The organism is Clostridium sp. AF21-20LB, assembly GCF_003478795.1.
GTDB classification, from domain to species: Bacteria; Bacillota; Clostridia; order Lachnospirales; family Lachnospiraceae; genus Otoolea; species Otoolea fessa.
The window spans coordinates 40468-61069 of sequence record NZ_QUGD01000001.1 but is presented as its reverse complement, the minus strand read 5'-3'; the positions used below and the strand labels follow the sequence as shown (position 1 = coordinate 61069).

Annotated in this window: 21 protein-coding genes and 1 pseudogene; 21 read left to right on the top strand and 1 reads right to left on the bottom strand. The window is 51.5% G+C overall.

Translation table 11 applies throughout. The features are described 5' to 3' along the window. Positions 1–126 precede the first annotated feature (126 nt). The 6 genes from DWX76_RS00265 (at position 127) to DWX76_RS00250 (ending at position 5636) form a co-directional block, all read left to right on the top strand. Positions 127–1479: an MATE family efflux transporter gene (locus DWX76_RS00265; RefSeq protein ID WP_118569934.1), complete on the top strand. Its 1353-nt coding sequence runs from the start codon at positions 127–129 to the stop codon at positions 1477–1479. Between the two features lie 23 nt (positions 1480–1502). After that, on the top strand, positions 1503–1745 hold the full coding sequence (locus tag DWX76_RS14685; RefSeq protein WP_412693941.1) for a hypothetical protein: 243 nt from the start codon (positions 1503–1505) through the stop codon (positions 1743–1745). Beyond that, a complete protein-coding gene (locus DWX76_RS14680) occupies positions 1742–2056 on the top strand; it encodes a phosphatase PAP2 family protein (RefSeq protein ID WP_412693940.1) in 315 nt (104 codons plus the stop codon). Before DWX76_RS14685 ends, DWX76_RS14680 begins: the two co-directional genes overlap by 4 nt. Before the next feature lie 309 nt (positions 2057–2365). Beyond that, on the top strand, positions 2366–4033 hold the full coding sequence (gene leuA, locus DWX76_RS00255; RefSeq protein ID WP_118293653.1) for a 2-isopropylmalate synthase: 1668 nt from the start codon (positions 2366–2368) through the stop codon (positions 4031–4033). Between the two features lie 404 nt (positions 4034–4437). Beyond that, on the top strand, positions 4438–4854 hold the full coding sequence (locus DWX76_RS14115; protein ID WP_243015197.1) for an amidohydrolase family protein: 417 nt from the start codon (positions 4438–4440) through the stop codon (positions 4852–4854). Continuing rightward, on the top strand, positions 4851–5636 hold the full coding sequence (locus tag DWX76_RS00250) for an amidohydrolase family protein (RefSeq protein ID WP_243022402.1): 786 nt from the start codon (positions 4851–4853) through the stop codon (positions 5634–5636). The genes DWX76_RS14115 and DWX76_RS00250 overlap by 4 nt, the downstream gene beginning before the upstream one ends. Positions 5637–5774: 138 nt before the next feature. Here the strand turns inward: DWX76_RS00250 and DWX76_RS00245 are convergent, their stop codons facing one another. Then, positions 5775–6368, bottom strand: coding sequence for a cupin domain-containing protein (locus tag DWX76_RS00245; protein WP_022360036.1), 594 nt, complete (start codon positions 6366–6368; stop codon positions 5775–5777). A gap of 245 nt (positions 6369–6613) precedes the next feature. Between DWX76_RS00245 and DWX76_RS00240 the strand changes: the two genes are divergently transcribed. From DWX76_RS00240 to DWX76_RS00170, 15 genes and pseudogenes are all read left to right on the top strand, one after another. Beyond that, positions 6614–7420: a threonine/serine exporter family protein gene (locus DWX76_RS00240; RefSeq protein ID WP_022360037.1), complete on the top strand. Its 807-nt coding sequence runs from the start codon at positions 6614–6616 to the stop codon at positions 7418–7420. Next, positions 7420–7902, top strand: a complete 483-nt coding sequence (locus tag DWX76_RS00235) for a threonine/serine exporter family protein (RefSeq protein WP_242995817.1) — start codon at positions 7420–7422, stop codon at positions 7900–7902. Before DWX76_RS00240 ends, DWX76_RS00235 begins: the two co-directional genes overlap by 1 nt. Before the next feature lie 119 nt (positions 7903–8021). Continuing rightward, positions 8022–8882: a LicD family protein gene (locus DWX76_RS00230; protein WP_118481829.1), complete on the top strand. Its 861-nt coding sequence runs from the start codon at positions 8022–8024 to the stop codon at positions 8880–8882. Then, positions 8882–10165 (top strand): lipopolysaccharide biosynthesis protein, encoded by a 1284-nt coding sequence (locus DWX76_RS00225; protein ID WP_412693939.1) that lies wholly within the window; start codon positions 8882–8884, stop codon positions 10163–10165. The genes DWX76_RS00230 and DWX76_RS00225 overlap by 1 nt, the downstream gene beginning before the upstream one ends. A gap of 196 nt (positions 10166–10361) precedes the next feature. Beyond that, a complete protein-coding gene (locus tag DWX76_RS00215) occupies positions 10362–11453 on the top strand; it encodes a pyridoxal-phosphate-dependent aminotransferase family protein (RefSeq protein ID WP_118569933.1) in 1092 nt (363 codons plus the stop codon). After that, positions 11450–12169 (top strand): NTP transferase domain-containing protein, encoded by a 720-nt coding sequence (locus DWX76_RS00210; protein WP_118469213.1) that lies wholly within the window; start codon positions 11450–11452, stop codon positions 12167–12169. Before DWX76_RS00215 ends, DWX76_RS00210 begins: the two co-directional genes overlap by 4 nt. A 225-nt stretch (positions 12170–12394) precedes the next feature. Then, on the top strand, positions 12395–14365 hold the full coding sequence (locus DWX76_RS00205; protein WP_118569993.1) for a DUF2142 domain-containing protein: 1971 nt from the start codon (positions 12395–12397) through the stop codon (positions 14363–14365). 258 nt (positions 14366–14623) lie between these two features. After that, positions 14624–15472, top strand: a complete 849-nt coding sequence (locus DWX76_RS00200) for a glycosyltransferase family A protein (protein WP_118569932.1) — start codon at positions 14624–14626, stop codon at positions 15470–15472. After that, a pseudogene (locus DWX76_RS00195) lies at positions 15469–16418 on the top strand (glycosyltransferase). The gene DWX76_RS00200 and the pseudogene DWX76_RS00195 overlap by 4 nt, the downstream one beginning before the upstream one ends. Continuing rightward, complete coding sequence (locus DWX76_RS00190) at positions 16408–17145, top strand: glycosyltransferase family 2 protein (protein ID WP_107000710.1); 738 nt, start codon at positions 16408–16410, stop codon at positions 17143–17145. The pseudogene DWX76_RS00195 and the gene DWX76_RS00190 overlap by 11 nt, the downstream one beginning before the upstream one ends. Positions 17146–17149: 4 nt before the next feature. Further along, on the top strand, positions 17150–17533 hold the full coding sequence (locus DWX76_RS00185) for a DUF2304 domain-containing protein (protein ID WP_022360047.1): 384 nt from the start codon (positions 17150–17152) through the stop codon (positions 17531–17533). A gap of 90 nt (positions 17534–17623) precedes the next feature. Further along, positions 17624–18178, top strand: coding sequence for a dTDP-4-dehydrorhamnose 3,5-epimerase (rfbC, locus tag DWX76_RS00180; RefSeq protein ID WP_022360048.1), 555 nt, complete (start codon positions 17624–17626; stop codon positions 18176–18178). An 18-nt stretch (positions 18179–18196) separates the two neighbouring features. After that, positions 18197–19012, top strand: coding sequence for an ABC transporter permease (locus DWX76_RS00175; RefSeq protein WP_022360049.1), 816 nt, complete (start codon positions 18197–18199; stop codon positions 19010–19012). A 137-nt stretch (positions 19013–19149) separates the two neighbouring features. Then, complete coding sequence (locus tag DWX76_RS14675; protein ID WP_412693938.1) at positions 19150–19809, top strand: MBOAT family O-acyltransferase; 660 nt, start codon at positions 19150–19152, stop codon at positions 19807–19809. Further along, positions 19773–20555 (top strand): MBOAT family O-acyltransferase, encoded by a 783-nt coding sequence (locus DWX76_RS00170; protein ID WP_412693937.1) that lies wholly within the window; start codon positions 19773–19775, stop codon positions 20553–20555. Before DWX76_RS14675 ends, DWX76_RS00170 begins: the two co-directional genes overlap by 37 nt. Positions 20556–20602: the final 47 nt, after the last annotated feature.

Genomic DNA, 20602 nt, shown 5'->3' with positions numbered 1-20602 from the left:
TCCGTTATCATGCTAAGGGGGTAATTTCGTCTCAGATGCGGCGGCGTCCGTGCATGTGATGCCAGACCGTTAGAAAAACAGACCATTTGGACAGAGAATAAAATATAGAAAGTTACAGGACAGCATATGGGCAGACAAGAGCAGACAAATCATCTTTTCAGCAATCGCGATCTGCGGATTCTTCTGGTTCCGCTGATCGTAGAGCAGATTTTAAACTCCCTGATGGGTACAGCGGACAGCATTATGGTCAGCAACGTGGGATCGGCGGCGATCTCGGCGGTTTCTTTGGTTGACGCCATCAATATTTTAGTGATACAGGCATTCTATGCGCTGGCGGCAGGCGGCACGATCGTCTGCTCCCAGTACATCGGACAGAAAGATAAAAAAAATGCGGAGGAATCCGCGAGACAGTTATCTTTTGTGGTGGCGTGCATCTCGTCGACGGTCATGGCAGTCTGCCTTCTGACACGCGGACCGCTGCTGCGGCTGATTTTCGGCAGCGTCGAGGCGGATGTCATGGAGGCGGCGCAGATCTATTTCTTCTACACGGCGCTTTCGTTCCCATTTATCGCCCTCTATGATGCCGGTTCCTCGATCTACCGGGCGCAGGGAAATACAAGGCTTCCGATGACGATCGCGGTCGTCTCTAACGGGTTAAATATCGCCGGAAATGCGGTGCTTATCTGGGGCTTCCATCTTGGAGTTGCCGGTGCGGCGATTGCCACGCTCGGTTCCCGCGTTATCTCGGCAGTGGTGGTGTTCGCTTTTTTGCACAATTCCAGCCAGGAAATTGCGGTACGTGACTATCTGCATATCCGTCCGGACGGACGCCGGATTATGCGGATTCTCTCATTGGGAATCCCAAACGGTATCGAAAATGCGATGTTCCAGTTTGGAAAGCTTGCGATTCAGTCAACCGTTTCGACCCTCGGGACGATCGCGATCGCAGCCCAGGCGATGACGAATATTCTGGAAAACTTAAACGGCATCGCAGCGATCGGTATCGGAATCGGCATGATGACGGTGGTCGGACAGTGTCTCGGCGCGGGGCGCAAGGATGAGGCGATCTATTATATCAAAAAATTGACGGCAGTGGCGGAGATCGTCATCATCGCAAGCTGTGCGCTCGTATTTCTGGCGACGAAACCGGTCACGATTCTGGGCGGCATGGAGCCGGAGAGTGCGAAGATGTGTCTCTACATGGTCGGATGGATCACGGTGGTAAAGCCGATTGTCTGGACGCTCGCATTTATTCCGGCATATGGAATGCGGGCTGCCGGGGATGTGAGGTTTTCGATGATTCTCTCCTGCATCAGTATGTGGGTGTTCCGGGTGACGCTGTGCATTTATCTCTGCCGCGTCCACGGCTTCGGACCGATCGCGGTGTGGATCGGCATGTTTACAGACTGGACGATCCGGGGCATCGTATTCACATTCCGCTTTATGGGACGGAGATGGCTCGCGCATAAAGTTGTGTAAAAAACAGAGGGAGCAAAATGAAAATGGAGTTACAAATACTGGATTGGATTCAGCAGATGCGGACGCCGGTGGGCGATGTCTGGATGGTGTTTATTTCGCGGCTTGGAAATGCAGGAATGATTTGGATTCTGTTTACATGCCTGCTGCTTATGATTCCGCGGACGAGAAGATGGGGAGCTGCGCTGGCGGTAGCGCTCTGTCTGGATGCGATCATCTGTAATATCTTACTAAAGCCTATGGTTTGCCGGATCCTCCGTGCGATGTGAATCAGACAGTTCAGCTGATCATTGCCCGCCCGGCGGACTATTCCTTCCCGTCGGGACATACGGCGGCTTCGTTTGCTGCGGTCGCAGCTCTGTACTTTGCCGGGGCGAAAAAATGGTGGAAAATCACGCTGCCTCTGGCGATCCTGATGGCATTTTCAAGAATGTATTTATATGTGCATTACCCGACCGATGTTTTGGGCGGCATGATTGTGGGATGCGCGGCGGGGTATTTTGGAAACCGGCTGGCGGCGCAGCTGATACGGTTCTGGAGACAGAAGATGAAAAAACCAGAGGACAGAAAAAATAGATAATTTTATGTAAGAGATGCCAGAAGTTACTGGGCACGTATGCGTGTACAGTAATGCCAGAACACCTGTAATTGCCCCGTTTTTCTCTTGATATCCTTTATTTCCGATGGTATAATCTATAATCGAAATAATTTCTTTTATGATAGAAAAGGGATGATTATGATGGGGTTAGACCAGAATCAGTAATTTTATTCATTGTTAAAAGGTACGGCGTGATCTATCGACTCCAAAGCTTAGGATGATAGGAACTGCGTTTTTTGATGATGAGGTACCTGGAACGAGACCAGGGATAGAGTGATGGAGGAGAAAGACATGTTAAATTACAAGAAATATAAGAGAGTTCCGGTGGTAGATTACCCGGAGCGTGAGTGGCCGAATAAAGAGATTGAGAAAGCGCCGATCTGGTGCAGCGTTGACCTGCGCGACGGCAACCAGGCACTGGTTGAGCCGATGGTCGTAGAGGAGAAGATTGAGATGTTCAACCTCCTGGTAAAACTTGGATTTAAAGAGATCGAGATTGGCTTCCCGGCAGCTTCCCAGATCGAGTACGATTTCCTGCGCCAGTTAGTAGAACGCAAGCTTATCCCGGACGACGTAGTTGTACAGGTTCTGACCCAGTGCCGCGAGCACCTGATCAAGAGAACCTTCGATGCCATCCAGGGTATTCCGAAGGCGATCGTACATATTTACAATTCGACTTCTACCTTACAGCGTGAGGTTGTATTCCATGCAGACCGCGAGGAAGTAAAGCAGATCGCGATTGATGGTACCCGCATGGTAAAAAAATATATGAAAGATTACGACGGAAAAGTAATCCTTGAGTACTCTCCGGAGAGCTTTACCGGAACCGAGCTTGATTTTGCACTGGATATCTGCACCGCTGTACAGGAAGAGTGGGGCGCAACCCCGGACAATAAGATCATCATCAACCTTCCGGCAACGGTTGAGATGACGACTCCGAACGTATACGCAGACCAGATCGAGTGGATGAACAGGCATTTTAAGAACCGTGACAGCATTATTTTAAGTATCCATCCGCACAATGACCGTGGTACCGGCATTGCAGCGACCGAGCTGGCTCTCTTGGCAGGTGCAGACCGTGTCGAGGGTACACTGCTTGGAAACGGCGAGCGTACTGGTAATATCGACATATTAAATATCGCTTACAATATGTTCTCCCAGGGTATCAACCCGGAGTTAAATCTGGAAAATGTAAAGGAGATCACCGAGGTTTGTGAGCGCTGCACAAAGATGACCGTTGACCCGAGACATCCGTATGCAGGCAAGCTGGTATTTACCGCATTCTCTGGTTCCCATCAGGATGCAATCAGCAAGGGTATGCAGGCGCTGCAGAAGAGAAACGACGGCATCTGGGAGGTTCCGTACCTGCCGATCGATCCGAGTGATATCGGACGCGAGTACGAGCCGGTTGTCCGCATCAACAGCCAGTCCGGCAAGGGCGGCGTAGCCTTCGTCATGGATTCCTTCTACGGATTCCGTCTTCCGAAGGGAATGCACAAAGAGTTTGCTGACATTATCCAGAAGATTGCAGAGAAGCAGGGCGAGGTAGCTCCGGAGCAGATCATGGACGAGTTCCGTGCAAACTACCTGGACAGAAAAGAGCCGATGCACTTCAAAAAATGCCAGATCACAGACAAGGAGTACGAGGGCGGCGCATTCGCAACCGTTGCAACTCTTACCTTTACCGCTCATGACACCGAGCGCACCGTTGAGGGCGTAGGTAACGGACCGATCGATGCGGTACAGAGAGCGATCGAGGAGGCACTTGGCATCGAGATCCGTGTTCTGGACTACAACGAGCATGCACTTCGTTCCGGTTCCGGCGCACAGGCAGCGTCCTACATCCATCTGATGGATGTAAAGAGCGGCCGGGCAACCTACGGTGTCGGCATCAGCTCTAACATTACGAGAGCATCTATCCGCGGTATCTTCAGTGCGGTAAACAGATTGTTCTACTAAAAAATAAAATGAATCAATTCAGAGTGACTGCTTGTGTGTGGACAGTCGCTGGTTTGGGCGGTATGCAGAAATGTGTGCCGCTCTTTTTCTGCCTGCCCGTGAACAGTAACAATTGAGTTACTGTTCACAGGTAGGCACTTTTGGAACCGAAAGTGCCGTAAGAAAACGTGGTGGCAGCAGGAATTTGCCGTATTTAAATGCGAAGCCACGGCAAATTCCGTTACTGGGCACGTATGCGTGAACAGTAACACAATTGAAACACGTTTTAGCGTACACTCCGCATTCCAATATTGACAAGAACAAAATCCCGGTGTTACGATATAGAAAACTGAAAAACTGCGTGAAATGACGATATTCGACTGAAAATTTCATGCTTATGAAAAAGAGAAAGGAAGTCCGTGAAAATGATTCTAAGGGCGAAGTATTTAATTACCGGAGATGGCAGAACCTGTTTGCAGGATCAGGCGGTGTATCTGGATAAAGAGGGAAAAATCGGCTGGATAGGAGACGCTGCGGAAGCGGCGGGGCGCTACCCGGAAGAGATGGTAAAGGATTACGGCGAGGCGACGATCCTGCCGGGACTGTTTGATATGCATGTGCATTTCGGCTACTACTACAGCCAGCCGGATCTGGATAATTATGACGATTATATGGTGGCATACTATGCGCTGGAACAGGCGAAACAGTCGCTGCGGCTCGGCATCACGACGGTGCGCGATCTGTCCTGTCCGCCCAATCTGATGAAGCAGCTGCGTCTGGCAGGGCAGAAGGGGTATGTGACGGTTCCGCGTATCATCATGCGGACGCAGGTATCTGCATGACCGGTGGACACGGACATCAGGATGGGGTCGAGGAGGCGGACAGCCCGTGGGGTGTGCGCGCCGCTATCCGAAGACAGCTGCGTGCGGGAGCTGACTGGGTCAAGATCCTGACGAGCAACCGTGGCGATATCCCGGAATTTACGCAGGAAGAGCTGGATGCAGCGGTCGATGAGGCGCACCGCCAGGGGGTGAAGATCGCGGTTCATTCGGGTACACAGCCGTCGATTCAGATGTGTATTGACGCGGGATTTGACACGATCGAGCACGGAACCTTTTTAACAGAGGCGCAGGCGCGCCAGATGGCGGAAAAAGGAATCGCGTGGACGCCGACGATCACGGCATACACGTATTTGTATGAGCAGACGAAGCAGATGATCGAGGCGGGTGTGGACATGGACAACCCGATCGCCGCCAGAGCCGTTCACGATCAGGCATTTTTCAAACCGGCGTTTGAGGCATACCGGGATAATTTTAAAAAGCTCTATGACACAGGGGTTACGGTGCTGGCAGGCAGCGACATGGTACTCTACAAAGCACCGCCGCTTCCGATTCATCAGGAACTCGGCTATATGGTAGACTATGGAATCACGCCGGTGGAGGCAGTGAGAACCGCAACCTACAATGCGGCGAGCGTGCTTAGAATCGAGAAGGAGACGGGTAGCCTGAAAGAGGGCCTGGCGGGGGATCTGCTGGTTGTAAAGGGAGATGTCTCAAAGAATATTCGTGCGCTGGATGATGTGCTGGAAGTGTATCTGGCAGGAGAAATAGTGTATACGGCGTAAAAGATATGAAAAAGCTGTCTTTTTCAGAAATGCAGGAGTTTTTGTTTCCTGAGATGGGAAAAACCAAAAAGAAAATAAAAACATCTTGAAATTCTAAAAGAGACAGCTTTTATTATGTTTCTATACCGCGCAGATTATTTAAAATACGACTTCATTCCCATGAACAAACGGATTCGGCGTGTGTACGGTCAGAATCTTAACGACACGGTTTGTGTTGTTGACCCAGTCATGCGGGGTCTGGGAGTGGATCTGGATGCTGTCGCCCGGATTCAGGCAGTATTCGCTGCCGTCCAGATATACGGTCAGGATACCCTCCAGAACGTAGATAAATTCTTCACCGTCGTGCTGATTCATCTCAAGCTGGTTTTCAGAGCTTGTGGTGGCAGACGGCATCAGGTGGAAAATACGCGGAAGACAGGCAAATCCCTGTGCATTTCCATTGACCAGGTACTGTACGATCTGGGGGTTGATCTGGGAACAGTGCATGGCAAAACTCCGGCTGACCGGGGATTTCTCCTGATCGGCGGAGGAGTCAAAGAACGAAGACAGACTAACTCCGAGGATCGTAGCAAGCTTTGCCAGAGAGTCGATTGCGATCGAAGAGAGACCGCGCTCCAACTGGGAAAGAAAGCCGATGGACAGACCGGACTCTTCGCTGAGCTGTTTCAGTGTGTATTTTTTTGCGGTACGGAAGGCTTTCACCTTGGCACCGATGGTAACATTATGATCCATAGATATATCCCCCTTGCGGCATCATTCTTTAATATAATATATCCACTATACAGGATTTTCAGTGGAACGTCAACCAAAGGGGGAGTTTTGGCGGGCAAATTTATTTCAAAATGGAACGTTTTTTTGGAAAAGGCTGAAATGGGCGGCAGATTTGGAGAAGTGAATCGGTGAGAGGATAGAAGGGGCAGGAGAATGGGATAGAGAAAACGGGTGGACAGAAAATAAAAAACAGGGGGAGAAACAGAATGAAGGAAATAGTACGCGCTTCGATCGAGGATTGTTCCCAGATCGAGCGCTTCCGTTTGGTGACCCGTCTGGGAAATGCGATTCTTTCCAACGGCGGGGAGGTATTCCGGGCGGAGCAGGCGATGGAGTATGCGGCGCGGGCGCTGCGTCTTGAAGCATTTAATGCGTATGTGATTGCGAATGGAATTTTTTCAAATGTGGTGATTGACGGGCGGTTTTATTCCAGCCGTATCTGTTATGTGCCGCTGGCACCTACGATTCTATGCCGGGTGGATGCCTTAAATGATCTGTCGAGAAAGATTGCGGCGGGTAAATGCGGTCCTTATGAGATGCGGATGCGCCTTGAGCAGATTGAACACATGAAAGTGCTCGAAAATCGGGGAAAGGTTCTGGCGGCAGGAATTGGAAGCGCTGGATTTTGTTACCTGTTCCAGGGCAGCCTGCGCGATACGGCGGCGGCATTTGTGGCGGGAGTGCTGCTGTATTTGTTCCTTTTATACGCAGCTCCGCGCTTTTCTTCGTCCCGGATGATGCAGACGATCATGACGAGCAGCGTGCTTGCATTGTGCTGTTGTTTGCTGTGCTGGATCGGGCTGGGAGAAAGCCTGGATCATGTCATGATCGGAGCTGTGTTCACGCTGGCGCCGGGTGTGCCGCTGACCAATTCGATCCGGAATTTTTTGGAAAATGATTATTTATCCGGTCTGATCCGTTTTGTAGACGCCTTTTTGACGGCGGGCTGTATTGCGATCGGAGTTGGTGTGGCACTGCGGTTCTGGATGTTTGCGATGGGAGGTATGCTCTGATGGAAATGACAGGGGAAATTCTGGGGCAGCTTCTGGCGGCCTGTGTCGGAACTGCCGCCTTTTCGGCACTGTTTGGAGTCCCGAAGAAGTATTGGCTGGACTGTGGTATCTGCGGTGCAGTCGGCTGGGGCGTGTATCTGGCGGTCATGGCAGCTTATCAGACGCCGATCATCGGGACCTTCGCGGCGAGCGCGGTCTTGACGATGCTGTCGCGCTGTCTGGCGATACAGCGGAAAGCGCCGACGATCCTCTTTCTGGTATGCGGCATCTTCCCGCTTGTGCCCGGAGCGGCGATCTACTATACCGCCTACAACTTCTTCATGGGACAGGAAGCGCTGGCGCTCCAGTATGGCATGGATACAATCAAGATGGCGATCGCAATCGGGCTGGGGATCGGAGCGGCATATTCGCTTCCGGGACATCTGTTTGGATGGAAGCGGGAGATAGAGGTGTGGGAACCTGGGAAAGAAGGTAAAAAGTAGCCGCGGTTTACTTTTCCTTTAAAATATAGTAGAATACCCTCGTACTATTAAGGAAAATATGATCGGCTGCGGCAGGAGTGGGGTATTCTGCGGGCTTGGTGGAGGGGACAGACATCGATATGGACAGTAAATTTTATGAGCCAGAAGTTCTGAAACAGCTGCAGGGAGAGATTTTGTCGATTCTGGATGATTTTATCCGGATCTGTGAAGACTATCATCTGGAATATTTCGGGATAGCCGGAACGGGAATCGGTGCGCTGCGGCACAAGGGATTTATTCCCTGGGACGATGATATCGATATTGCGATGCCGCGGCGAGATTTTGAGCACCTGCTCCGGATCGTGGAAAAGAAGATGAGCGACCGGTATCTGGTTCTCAATGCAGAGCGATATCCCAATTATCCGCTGATGACAACCCGTCTGGTGAAGAAGGGGACGGTGTTTGTCGAGGAGGTTATGAAGGATGTGGACTGTCCGTTTGGTATCTTTCTGGATCTGTATGTGCTTGACAATGTGGCGGACAACCCGGTTCTATACCAGATTCAGTCGTGGACGGCATGGTTCTGGAGTAAGCTGATGATTCTGCGGGCGATTCCGCGTCCGACGCTGCAGCAGCGGGGCATCAAGGCGAAGCTTATCTGGGCGGTCTGCGGGATGGTCTACAAGGCGATGAAGCTGCTCCATATCTCGCCTCAGTGGCTGCGGATGCGCTGTGAGCGGGTCTGCCGCAAATACAATAAATACCGGACACGCCGGATGGCATTTCTGCCGGACACAAGCCCATACTGGAATGTCGTGGACCGGACACGCTGTTATCCGCTCCGGAAGCTGGAATTTGAGGGCAGACGCATGAATTTTCCGGGAAATATCGAGGAAATGCTGACAAAAATGTATGGCGATTTCATGCAGCTTCCGCCGGTTGAGAAGCGTAAAACACACACACCGAGCCGGCTGGAATTTTCAAAGGAAGAGATACTGTAGTGATAAAATATTTAGCGAACGCCCTGATTGGTGGAGACGGGCAGATTGAAAAACGAAATATGAGCTGGAATATGATAGGGAGCTTTCTCTATGCGCTGGCGTCCATGGTGCTGACGATCGCGGTCATCCAGATTGTCGGCGAGGATGAGGGCGGTATCTTCTCCTTTGCGTATTCTACATTTGGTCAGCATATGTTTATGGTGGCCTATTTTGGCATCCGCCCGTTCCAGATCACGGATACGAGGCGGCGGTTTACGTTTGGCGAATATCTGCGGCTGCGCCTGATGACCTGTGGTGCGGCACTGGTGGCCGGGCTTTTTTATGTGACGGTGATCAACCGGGACTATGCCTTTGTCAAGGCGGCGACGGTATTTTTGATGGTAGCGTACAAGGTGATCGATGGTTTCGCGGACGCTTATGAGGCAGAATTTCAGCGTGACGGACGCCTGTATCTGACGGGCAAATCAAACGCATTCCGGACGGTTTTATCAGTCGGTGTCTTTTTGGGCTGTTTGAATGCGACCCATAACCTGGTCGGCTCCTGCCTGGCGGCAGTACTGGCGCAGCTGGCGGGCGTGTGCCTGTTTGATTTTTCGGTAATCGGTCATCTGTCGCAGGTGGACTGGGAGGTCCGCTCCGGACGTGTCGGGCTGTTGTTTAAAGAAAATGTAGTCCTGTTTTTATCGGTTATCCTGGATTTTTATATTTTTTCTGCCGCGAAATATGCGATCGAGGGCAATATGGCGGACAAGTATCAGGCGGTATTCGGTGCGATCTTCATGCCGACCAGCGTCATCAATCTGGTGGCAGGCTTCGTCATCCGCCCGTATATCACGAAACTCTCGGAACAGTGGGAGCGGAATGCGCTCCCGGAATTTGCCGGGACGGTAGGCCGGCTGGCGGCAATCATCGCGGCGCTTACGGCGCTGGCAGTCGGGGGTGCCTGGATTCTCGGAATTCCGGTTCTCTCAATATTATATCCGAAAATTGCGTACATGCTGCGGGAATGCCGTCTGGCGCTGGTGTTTATCATTCTAGGCGGCGCGTTCAATGCGTATGTGAATCTGTTTTATTATGCACTCATCATTATGCAGGAGCAGAAACGTATTTTTCTGGGTTATGTCGGTGTGACGGCAGCGGCGCTCCTTATTTCTTCGCCCTGCGTACGCGCGGCAGGACTGCTGGGCGGATCGCTTTCGTATCTGCTTTTGATGGCGGCACTGACTGCCTGCTTTGGACTGACGTCGCTTGTGATGTACCGGAGACGGGCACGTGGGATATAGAACTTGTTTAGAATGTACTCTCGGAGTCTTTCTGCACTTGCTTTTGTGGCTGATTTTCCGCCAGCCGCACCCGAATTTTATCAACGTACGCACCGCGTACGCCTCAGAAATTTGGGCACAACTGACAAAAAATCATCTCACAAAATCGAGCACAGAAAGATTTCGAGAGTACATTAGATAGATTTGGAGGAAATGTATGATTAATTTTGCGGTAGGACCGGTTCAGATGGACGAGGAAATCCGGGCGATCGGGGCGAAAGAAGTACCGTATTTCCGCACGCCGGAATTTTCTGCAATTATGAAGGAAAATGAGCGCCTGATGAAGCAGTTCACCGGGGCGCCTGAGGATGCACGGGCGGTTTTTCTGACAGGTTCGGGCACGGCGGCGATGGAAGCGGCAGTCATGAACCTTTTTACAGAGCGCGACCGCGTGCTGGTCGTAAACGGCGGCAGTTTTGGCGCGCGGTTTGCGAAAATTTGTGATATCCATGAAGTTCCTCACGAGGAGATCCGGCTGGAGAGCGGACGGGCGCTTCGGGCAGAAGACCTGGCGCCGTATGAGGGAAAAGAATTTACCGGATTTTTAGTCAATGTCCATGAGACTTCCACGGGCGTTCTCTATGATATGGAGCTGATTTCTGACTTTTGCAGACGAAACCAGCTGATTCTGGCGGTTGACGCGGTCAGCTCGTTTCTTTCCGATCCATTTAGGATGGAAAGATGGGGAGTTGATCTGGTGCTGACCGGCTCGCAGAAAGCACTGGCACTTCCGCCGGGACTCTCAATTCTGGTGCTGGGGGCGCGTGCGATCGCGAGAGTGCAGGAGACGGCGGTCCGTTCGATGTATTTTGATCTGCGCGACTATCTGAAAAATGGCGAGCGGGGGCAGACACCGTTTACACCAGCGGTCGGAGTGCTTTTACAGCTTTATAAACGGCTGACAATGATCGAGGAAAAAGGGCTTGCGACAGAACAGGCGCGGATCCGCTGTCAGGCGGAAGATTTCCGAAGCAAAATTAAAGATCTGCCGTTTGAGATTGTTTCCAATTCTCTCTCGGCTGCATTGACGCCGCTTCACCCGACGGGTGTGGATAAAGATGGAAAACCGGTCTCGGCGCATCGGATTTTTGAGATTTTGAAGGATGAATACGGCATCTGGATCTGTCCGAACGGCGGCGCGCTTGCCGACACGGTGTTCCGCGTCGGTCATATCGGCGCATTGACGTCAGAAGACAATGACAGCCTGATTGCGGCGTGGAAAGATATGCAAAGGAGGGGGCTTCTGTGAAAGTATTGATTCTGGCAGCGGGACGGGGAACCCGGATCTCGCGTTATCTGTCGGGAAAACCAAAATGTACGGTGGATATCGGCGGCGGACAGTGCCTGATCGAGTACACGATCGACCTGCTTCATTCCCGGGGTATCCAGGACATCGGTATCGTGCTGGGCTATGAGGCGCAGGTGATCCGCGAGGTTTTGGCAGATAAGGGAGTATCCTTTTTTTACAACCCGTTTTACGATGTGACAAACAGCATTGCGTCTGCATGGTTTGCGAAGGAGTTCTTGATGGGGGACGATCTGCTGATCATGAACGGTGACGTATACCTGGAGGAAAAATTGCTTGACCGGATCCTCGCGCAGGGCAGGAGCCCGGTGATGTTTGCGGACGAGAGCCGACGGGAGACAGCGGATTATAAGTTCTTCTATGAAGATGGAATTTTGAAAAAATATGGAAAAGAGCTGACCGGGGATGATGTGACGGGCGAGTACATCGGAATCGGACGGTTTTCAGCGGCATTTATGCCGGAATTTATCTGCCGGATGGAGGAGATGATCGACCGCCAGGAGCACGGCGTCTGGTGGGAAAATGTTGTTTACAGCATGACCGGGCAGCAGCCGGTCTATGTCGAGGACGTCAGCGGGCATTTCTGGGCGGAGGTTGATTATATTGAGGATTATGAGCGCATCCTGGAACATAGAGGTGTGGAGAAGATAGTGCGCTAGATTTGATTTGAAGCGTGGAACAGGCGAGACTTTGTGGCGCTTGGAACGGATGAAGTGAATTGAATTGTTTCGAACGTGATGGATTATGATGGATTTGCTTGTTGCTTACGGACAGATTTTTGAAACTGAAAGTGCTGTATAATGACGGAATTGCAGTGGATTTTGCCGATTCAAAGCAGGAAGAGAAATAAGGGAGAAGTACAGATGCAGTTTAACAGGCATTTTATGAATCGAATAGAGAAAAAAGATGTGCTTCGGCTGCTTCTGGCGCTTGTGGCAGTCTTTGTGATCGGTGTTCTGGGCGAGTTTGTCTGCAATTTCCCGGCGCTCCGGGCAAATGGATGGACGCGGCAGGCGACGCGGACGATCGCTCTGGACGAGGTGCAGGTGAGCGGATTTGAGCGGGTAGAGACAGAAAAAACAGAGGTGCTGCAGCTTTCGGATGCAAGCGGTTATCTTCACATTCCACTGGACGGCAGCTATGTCAGCCAGTTTCTCTACCACTATGATTACGATGGTCTGTTAAATGCCACCGTCCGCCTCGGTTACCGCAACATCTACGGCGAGCAGCGGGAGCACAACGCAAAGATGGTCGTGGACCGCAACTGCCGGGTGCTGAAATTTTCTTCGGTTCCGGTGAATGGGAAGCTGGACTACGTGGATCTTCTGATTACGCGGGAGGATCTAGACGAAGAAGGGCTTTCCTACATGAATTTTGGCGGGATGCCGCTTGCACTGACCGGGTTTGCGACGGTGGCGCGGGCAGGTATCAACTGGTACCGGCTGGGACTTTTCTGGTGTGCGGCGGCGGTTTTGATCGCACTTCTCTGCTTCCGGGATTTCGTGGCAAAGCGCATCGAGGTTGGATTTCTGCTGATCTCCCTGACGTTTGGAACAGTATTTTCACTGTCGCTCCCGGCAAATAAGGTGAGCTGGGATGAGGAAGTGCATTTCGCGCAGGCGTTCTGGATGGCAAATTACCGAACGCCGGTGCAGGCGGATCCGGCGCTTTTACAGGAGTTTACGACGGGCGTAGATACCTGGCCGTACAATCAGCCGGAGAATCGGGACGAGCAGGCGGCGCTCACTTCGTATCTGAATCAGAATGCGGGTTACCGGCACGGTGAACATCTCTGGAGTACGGATCTCAACAAAACGACGATGACTGGATATGTGGGCTCGGCGCTGGTGCTGAAAGCGGGCGGGCTGCTTCATATCCCATTTGGAATCCTGTATAAGCTGGGGCGGCTGGGAAATCTCTATGTCTATGCGACAGTTTTGTATTTTGCCATCAAAAAAACACCGGTCGGCAAGGCAATCCTGGCATTTCTGGCGCTGATGCCTGAGCCGATGATGCTGGCGGGGGCATATTCCTATGACCCGACCGTCACAGCGTTTTTGTGGCTGTCTTTTGCGGGCATTCTGGAAGCGGCGCTTGGCGGGCGGAAAATGGACTGGAAAGCGTATGCGCTCATCGTGCTTACCTTTGTCTGGGGCTGCCGCGTCAAGGCGGTATATGCGCCGCTCATTCTGCTGGGACTGATGATTCCGGCAGAAAAGTTCCGTTCTAAACGGGAAATGTACCTGATGAAGGGCGGATTTATCGTGATCTGCGGTCTGATGATGCTATCCTTCATCCTGCCGGTTCTGATCGCGCCGCGCGATATCGGGGATACGAGAGGCGACAGCACCAGCGAGAAAGGGCAGATGGCATACATTCTGGGACAGCCGCTTGCCTATGCATGGGTGCTGATGTGCAACCTGTTCCGGACGCTTCCGTCCTATGTACTGGGCGAAAATTCCCTGGGGCTTCTGGGACACACGGGAACGATGTCATTTCCGTGGGCGCTGTATGCTGGTTCGGCGGCCGTTATCCTCACAGCCGGGCAGTCATCCTGTGGAAAACGTCTATCAAAAAAACAGAAGCTGTGGATATTTATACTCTGCGTGGGAACGGCGGTGCTGGTCTGGACTTCGATGTACATCGCATTTACCAGACCGGGTAATACCTATATCGACGGCGTACAGGGGCGCTATTACCTGCCATTTCTGCCGCTTGTCTGGCTGGTTTTAAACCCGGAGCGGGTGATGGTGCGGATGGAGAATAAAAACTATCATGCGCTGGTGTTAGGGGCGGCGGCGCTGATTCTGGCGGCAACGGTTTATCTGGATATCTGGATGAAGTTCTGCCGGTAAGCATAAGCAAGCTAGAAGAAGGCAAAGGTTACTGTATACGGGTAGGCACTTTTGGAACCGAAAGTGCCGTAAGAAAACGTGGTGGTAGCAGGAATTTGCCGTATTTAAATGCGAAGCCACGGCAAATTCCGTTACTGGGCACGTATGCGTGAACAGTAACAGGCAAAGATGTTTGAAACGTTAAAATCGATCATAAGTCTGGTAAAAATAAATTCAAGCAGGTACCGCTCTTGAAAAACGAGAAGGCAGAAGTGCGGCATGAAAGAGCGAGAGAGAAAGGGAAACGAGATGCAGCAGGAAATCATTCATACATTTGCGGTCTGTGCATACAAGGATTCGCCGTATCTGGAAGAATGTCTGCGTTCGGTGACGAGCCAGACGGTCAAATCGGAGGTGATCTGCTGTACCTCGACGCCGAGCAGCTATATCCGGGAGCTGACAGCGCGGTATCAGGTGCCGCTCTATGTGCGGGACGGGGCGAGCAATATCCGTGAGGACTGGATGTTTGCCTATGGAAAAGCGCAGGGGCGTTTTGTCACGATCGCGCATCAGGACGATCGATACCGCAGCGATTATGCCGAAAAGCTTTTAAAAGCCTGGAAGAAATATCCGGATCTGCTGCTGTTTGCGAGCGATTATCTCACGATCCGCATGACGGAGAAAGAGGGGAAAATGAAAGCCATTCCGGAGCCATTTAACATGGTCTGGCTGGTAAAAAAGATACTGCGCCTGCCGCTGCGTTTCCATTTTCTGGCGGACCGCACCTGGATCAAGCGGAGCAGTGTCTGGTTTGGCAATTCGATCTGCTGTCCGTCCTGCACGTACAATAAAGAACAGATTGGGGACGATATGTTCCATTCGGAGTATGATTTTGCGCTGGACTGGGACAACCTTTACGAGCTGGCGGGCAAAAAAGGGCGTTTTATCTGTTCGGAAAAACCGCTGATTGCCTACCGCGTCCATGCGGCGGCGACGACGAAAGCCTGCATCGAGGACAACCGGCGCCCGGCGGATGAGATGGCGATGTTCCGGAAAATGTGGCCGGACTGGATGGTAAAGATTCTGATGCATTTTTACAGAAAAGCCTATAAGGAGTACGAAAAATGAGAAAAGCCGATGTGATTATACCTACGTTCAAACCGGGGGATAAGCTGGAAAAACTTCTGCGGCGGCTGTTGGAACAGAGTGTGCCGGTGGACCGTGTGATCATCATGAATACGGAAGAAAAGTACTGGGATGCTGAGCGGTTTGAGTCCTTATTTGAGGGGGAAGATACGAAGCTGACCGTGTGCCATATCCGCCAGTCGGAATTTGACCATGGAAGGACGCGCCATGAGGGAATTTTGAAGTCAGATGCGGATGTCTGCATCTGCATGACGCACGACTGCGTGCCCTATGACCGGAATCTGGTAAAAGAGCTTCTGGAGGCGCTGGATGCTTCGGAACGTGTGGCGGCAGCATATGCGAGACAGCTTCCGGCGGCGGACTGCGGTGTGATTGAACGGTATACGAGGGACTTTAATTATCCGGCGGTGAGCGTCTGAAAGGGAAAGAGGACGAGGACGAGCTGGGAATCAAGACGTATTTCTGTTCCAATGTCTGCGCGGCATACCGGCGGGATATTTACCTGAAGCTTGGCGGATTTACGAAGAAAACCATTTTCAACGAGGATATGATTTTTGCCGGACACGCGGTGGAAGCCGGGTATCAGATTGCCTACGCGGCGGACGCGCAGGTCATCCATTCCCACAATTATACGGCGATGCAGCAGCTGCACCGGAATTTCGACCTCGGCGTATCGCAGGCGGATCACCCCGAGGTGTTTGGGCGACTTCATTCGGAGGGCGAGGGAATCCGTCTGGTGAAGAAAACAGCGAAATGGCTGGTGGAAAACGGCCACGCGCTTCTTCTGCCGCAGCTTGTGATGGCGAGCGGAAGCAAATATGCCGGGTACTGGCTGGGAAAGCATTATAAAAAGCTGCCGGAGGGGCTGATTCGAAGCCTGACGATGAATCCGGCATACTGGGAAGGAGAAGCGGGCGATGGAAGATAAGGCGTTATTGTCCACAGAAGAAGCTTCTGGGGCGGAAAAAGCCGAACTTTTGATAGTCATACCGGCGTACAACGAAGCCGAAAATATAGAGCGGGTTGTGAACCATCTGACTGCCAATTTTCCGCAGTATGATTATGTGGTCGTCAATGACGGATCGCGCGATGAGACGGCGGCGATCTGCCAGAGAAATGGATATAATCTGTTGAACCTTCCGGTCAATCTGGGACTGGCGGGGGCATTTCAGGCGGGACTTAAATATGCCGACAAGTACGGATATCAATATGCGGTCCAGCTCGATGGAGACGGACAGCACCGTCCGGAGTATCTGGAATCCATGATCAAGAAAATGGAAGAAGGTTACGATATCGTCATCGGTTCCCGATTTGTCGGGGAGAAAAAGCCATTTACGATGCGGATGCTTGGAAGTAATCTGATCGAGATGGCGATCCGCTTCACAACTGGTGTCAATATCAAGGATCCGACCTCGGGAATGCGGATGTTCAGCAAGCGCATGATCCGCGAATTTGCATCGGGGCTTAACTACGGTCCGGAGCCGGACACCGTTTCCTACCTGATCCGCCAGGGCGCGCGGGTGGCGGAGGTGCCGGTCATCATGGATGAACGGATTCTGGGAGTCAGCTACCTGACACCGGTCAATGCGATGCGGTATATGCTTAAAATGCTGATTTCGATTCTGTTAATCCAGAATTTCAGAAAGAGGAGGTAGCGCCATGACGCCAACACTCAGAGTTGTCCTGATCGTCGTGTCAATCCTGACAACCTTTATGATTATGCGGAAGATCCGGCAGTCAAAACTCCAGATCGAGGATTCGATTTTCTGGCTGGGATTCTCGTCCATTCTCATTGTGTTCAGTATCTTTCCGGGGTTGCCGGATCTTTTGGCGGAGCTGGCGGGAACGTACACGACTGCCAATTTTATCTATCTGGCGGTTATTTTCCTCCTGATTGTGAAAATGTTCCATATGTCGATTAAACAGTCGCAGCTGGAGACGAAGATCAAGGATCTGGCGCAGAAGATTGCGCTGGATGAAAATGAGCGGGGGAAAGAGGCACAAACATCTGTAAAAAAGGTTGTCAGCCAGAAAAACGAATGATATAGTTAAAGATGGCACAGCCGAAAAGGATGATGCCAGTTACGTATTGAAAAATGAATTGAAATACCTGCATAAGAAGGAGATAGAAAAATGGGAAAGATTAAAGTAACACCATGTGACATCAAGGGACTTTATGTAATTGAACCGACTGTTTTCAAGGACGAGCGCGGTTATTTTATGGAGACATACAATCAGAACGATTTCCATGAGGCGGGACTCGACATGGTATTTGTACAGGACAACCAGTCCATGTCTGTCAAGGGCGTTCTGCGCGGACTTCATTACCAGAAACAGTATCCCCAGGGCAAGCTGGTGCGTGCTGTGCGCGGTACCGTATTTGATGTGGCGGTAGACCTTCGTACCGGTTCTGAGACCTACGGAAAATGGTTTGGCGTGGTTCTTTCCGCGGAGAACAAGAAGCAGTTCTACATTCCGGAAGGATTTGCACACGGCTTCCTGGTACTGTCCGATGAGGCAGAATTTGCATACAAATGTACCGATTTTTATCATCCTGGCGATGAGGGCGGTATGGCATGGAACGATCCGGAGATTGGCGTTGAGTGGCCGATCGAGGAAGGCATGGAGTTGATTATTTCGGAGAAAGACCAGAAATGGGGCGGCTTCCGGGATGCATTCAAATTTTAAGAATGGAGTTAGGATAGAATGCGGGAACTGATTTCCCTGTTTCGGGAACTGATAGGAAAAAGAAAATTGGTCACCGAGCTTGCCAAGGCGGATTTCCGCAAGCGCTTTGTCGGCTCATACTTTGGAATTGTCTGGATGTTTATCCAGCCGATGGTTACGATCGCGATCTATGCGTTCATCTTCGGTGAACATGGCATGAAAAATGCGCCGCCGGTTCCGGGGGCGACCTATGTCATCTGGCTGACGCCGGGTATCATCCCGTGGTTTTATTTCAGCGAGATTTTAAATACGGGCACAAACTGCCTGCAGGAGTACCATTATCTGGTTAAAAAGGTAGTATTCCAGGTGGAGATGCTTCCGGTTATCAAGCTTATCTCCTGTTTCCTGGTACATGCCTGCTTCCTGATCATTATGGCGGGGCTGTACCTGATTGACGGGCGTATGCCGTCTGCAACCTGGATTCAGGTGTTATACTATTCCTTTGCGGCGTCGATGCTTGGACTGGCGCTTACCTATTTTACCAGCGCCGTGCAGGTATTCTTTAAAGATATGGCGCAGATCGTCGGCATCTGCCTCCAGTTCGGCATGTGGCTGACCCCGATCATGTACGACGAGGCAATCTTCACCAGCCGCGCATCCTGGCTGGAGTGGGTATTCAAGCTTAACCCATTCTACTACATCGCCGCAGGCTACCGCGACAGCATGCTTACGGGAAGCTGGTTCTTCGAGCGGCCGACGATGACGATTTATTTCTGGGTGGTAACATTTATTTTGATGATAATAGGACTGAAGGTATTCAAAAAACTTCGTCCCCATTTCTCAGACGTACTGTAGATGGGAAGGGAGCTGCTGTAGATGGTGTTGACGGCTATTGGATTATCGAGATGCGAACAACGATAATCTGAGAAGCTGCCAGTGCCGCCTCCGGCAGCTCCCTTCTGCGACAACTTATCAATAGGAGTTTACATAAAATGGTTTTCAGCTCAATCATCTTCCTATGGGTTCTTCTCCCCTGCATCCTGCTCCTCTACTACGTGAGCCCCAAACCGTTCAAAAACGGCATCCTGACCGTATTCAGCCTCTTTTTCTATGCCTGGGGCGAACCGCGGTATGTGGTGCTCATGATTTTTTCGGTTCTGCTCAACTACGGTTTCGGGCGTCTGGTGGAGAAATTCGGGAAAAAGAGATGGCTTTTGGCGCTCTGCGTGACGCTCAATCTTCTGATCCTCGGCTATTTTAAATATTACAATTTCCTCGCCGAGGTGCTGAATCCGCTGCTTCGCGGGTTTGATATAGCGCTTCCGGCGATTCAGGTGACGCTGCCGATCGGAATTTCCTTCTATACCTTCCAGGCGCTTTCCTACGTGGTGGATGTGTACCGGGGCGAAAATCAGGCACAGAAAAATCCGCTCAACATGATGCTTTATATTTCCTTCTTCCCGCAGCTCATAGCGGGACCGATCGTGAAATACCATGACATCGAGGAGCAGATCGAAAACAGGACCGTCACGCTGGAGGGCTTTTCTTACGGCGTGAAACGCTTTATTTTCGGTCTGGGAAAGAAGGTCATCCTGCAAATACCTTTGCCGAGGTGGTGGACGCGGTCTACGCGTATCAGGCGGCGGATGTGAGCCAGGCGATGCTCTGGCTGACGGCGCTTCTCTATATGCTGCAGATTTATTTCGATTTTTCTGGCTATTCGGACATGGCGATTGGGCTTGGAAAAATGTTTGGCTTTACATTTATTGAAAACTTCCGGCTGCCGTACACAGCAACTTCGATCCAGGATTTCTGGCGGAAATGGCATATTTCCCTCTCCAGCTGGTTTAAAGAGTACGTGTACATTCCGCTCGGCGGAAACAGGAGGGGCACGGCGCGGACGTATGTCAACCTTTGGACGGTCTTTCTGCTGACCGGCATCTGGCACGGAGCGGGCTGGACGTTCATTTTCTGGGGCATTTACCATGGCTTTTTCAACGTGCTGGAGCGCTGTTTTCTGGGAAAATGGCTGAAGCAGGAGAAATTCCGGCCGTTGGCGCATATCTATGCGGTGTTTGTCGTGCTGATCGGCTGGATTTTCTTCCGCGCGGACACGATCGGGCAGGCATTTTCCTTTATCCGGTATATGTTTGTGCCGCACAGCGCAGTCGTTTTGATGGAACGCTACATGAACCGGAAACTCTGGGTGTTTCTGGCGGCGGCACTGCTGGCATGTGGTCCGGTGCAGTGGTTCTGGATGAAATGGAAAGGGCGCGTGCTGGCGCAGGATGGATCGGTGACGGTCACAAGCTGGATCGGTTACATGGCGATCCTGTGGTTTTCCATTTTGCTGCTTGTCAACAATACATATAATCCATTTATTTATTTCCGTTTTTAAAAGCGCTGTAGAAAGTATGTTTGTCTGTGCGATGAGAACATAAAAAT

Excerpts from the sequence above, each read along its gene's own strand:
- DWX76_RS00265 (WP_118569934.1), top strand. The coding sequence starts at position 127 with ATGGGCAGACAAGAGCAGACAAATCATCTTTTCAGCAATCGCGATCTG.
- DWX76_RS14685 (WP_412693941.1), top strand. The coding sequence starts at position 1,503 with ATGGAGTTACAAATACTGGATTGGATTCAGCAGATGCGGACGCCGGTG.
- leuA (WP_118293653.1), top strand. The coding sequence starts at position 2,366 with ATGTTAAATTACAAGAAATATAAGAGAGTTCCGGTGGTAGATTACCCG.
- DWX76_RS14115 (WP_243015197.1), top strand. The coding sequence starts at position 4,438 with ATGATTCTAAGGGCGAAGTATTTAATTACCGGAGATGGCAGAACCTGT.
- DWX76_RS00250 (WP_243022402.1), top strand. The coding sequence starts at position 4,851 with ATGACCGGTGGACACGGACATCAGGATGGGGTCGAGGAGGCGGACAGC.
- DWX76_RS00245 (WP_022360036.1), bottom strand. The coding sequence starts at position 6,368 with ATGGATCATAATGTTACCATCGGTGCCAAGGTGAAAGCCTTCCGTACC.
- DWX76_RS00240 (WP_022360037.1), top strand. The coding sequence starts at position 6,614 with ATGAAGGAAATAGTACGCGCTTCGATCGAGGATTGTTCCCAGATCGAG.
- DWX76_RS00235 (WP_242995817.1), top strand. The coding sequence starts at position 7,420 with ATGGAAATGACAGGGGAAATTCTGGGGCAGCTTCTGGCGGCCTGTGTC.
- DWX76_RS00230 (WP_118481829.1), top strand. The coding sequence starts at position 8,022 with ATGGACAGTAAATTTTATGAGCCAGAAGTTCTGAAACAGCTGCAGGGA.
- DWX76_RS00215 (WP_118569933.1), top strand. The coding sequence starts at position 10,362 with ATGATTAATTTTGCGGTAGGACCGGTTCAGATGGACGAGGAAATCCGG.
- DWX76_RS00205 (WP_118569993.1), top strand. The coding sequence starts at position 12,395 with ATGAATCGAATAGAGAAAAAAGATGTGCTTCGGCTGCTTCTGGCGCTT.
- DWX76_RS00200 (WP_118569932.1), top strand. The coding sequence starts at position 14,624 with ATGAAAGAGCGAGAGAGAAAGGGAAACGAGATGCAGCAGGAAATCATT.
- DWX76_RS00190 (WP_107000710.1), top strand. The coding sequence starts at position 16,408 with ATGGAAGATAAGGCGTTATTGTCCACAGAAGAAGCTTCTGGGGCGGAA.
- DWX76_RS00185 (WP_022360047.1), top strand. The coding sequence starts at position 17,150 with ATGACGCCAACACTCAGAGTTGTCCTGATCGTCGTGTCAATCCTGACA.
- rfbC (WP_022360048.1), top strand. The coding sequence starts at position 17,624 with ATGGGAAAGATTAAAGTAACACCATGTGACATCAAGGGACTTTATGTA.
- DWX76_RS00175 (WP_022360049.1), top strand. The coding sequence starts at position 18,197 with ATGCGGGAACTGATTTCCCTGTTTCGGGAACTGATAGGAAAAAGAAAA.
- DWX76_RS14675 (WP_412693938.1), top strand. The coding sequence starts at position 19,150 with ATGGTTTTCAGCTCAATCATCTTCCTATGGGTTCTTCTCCCCTGCATC.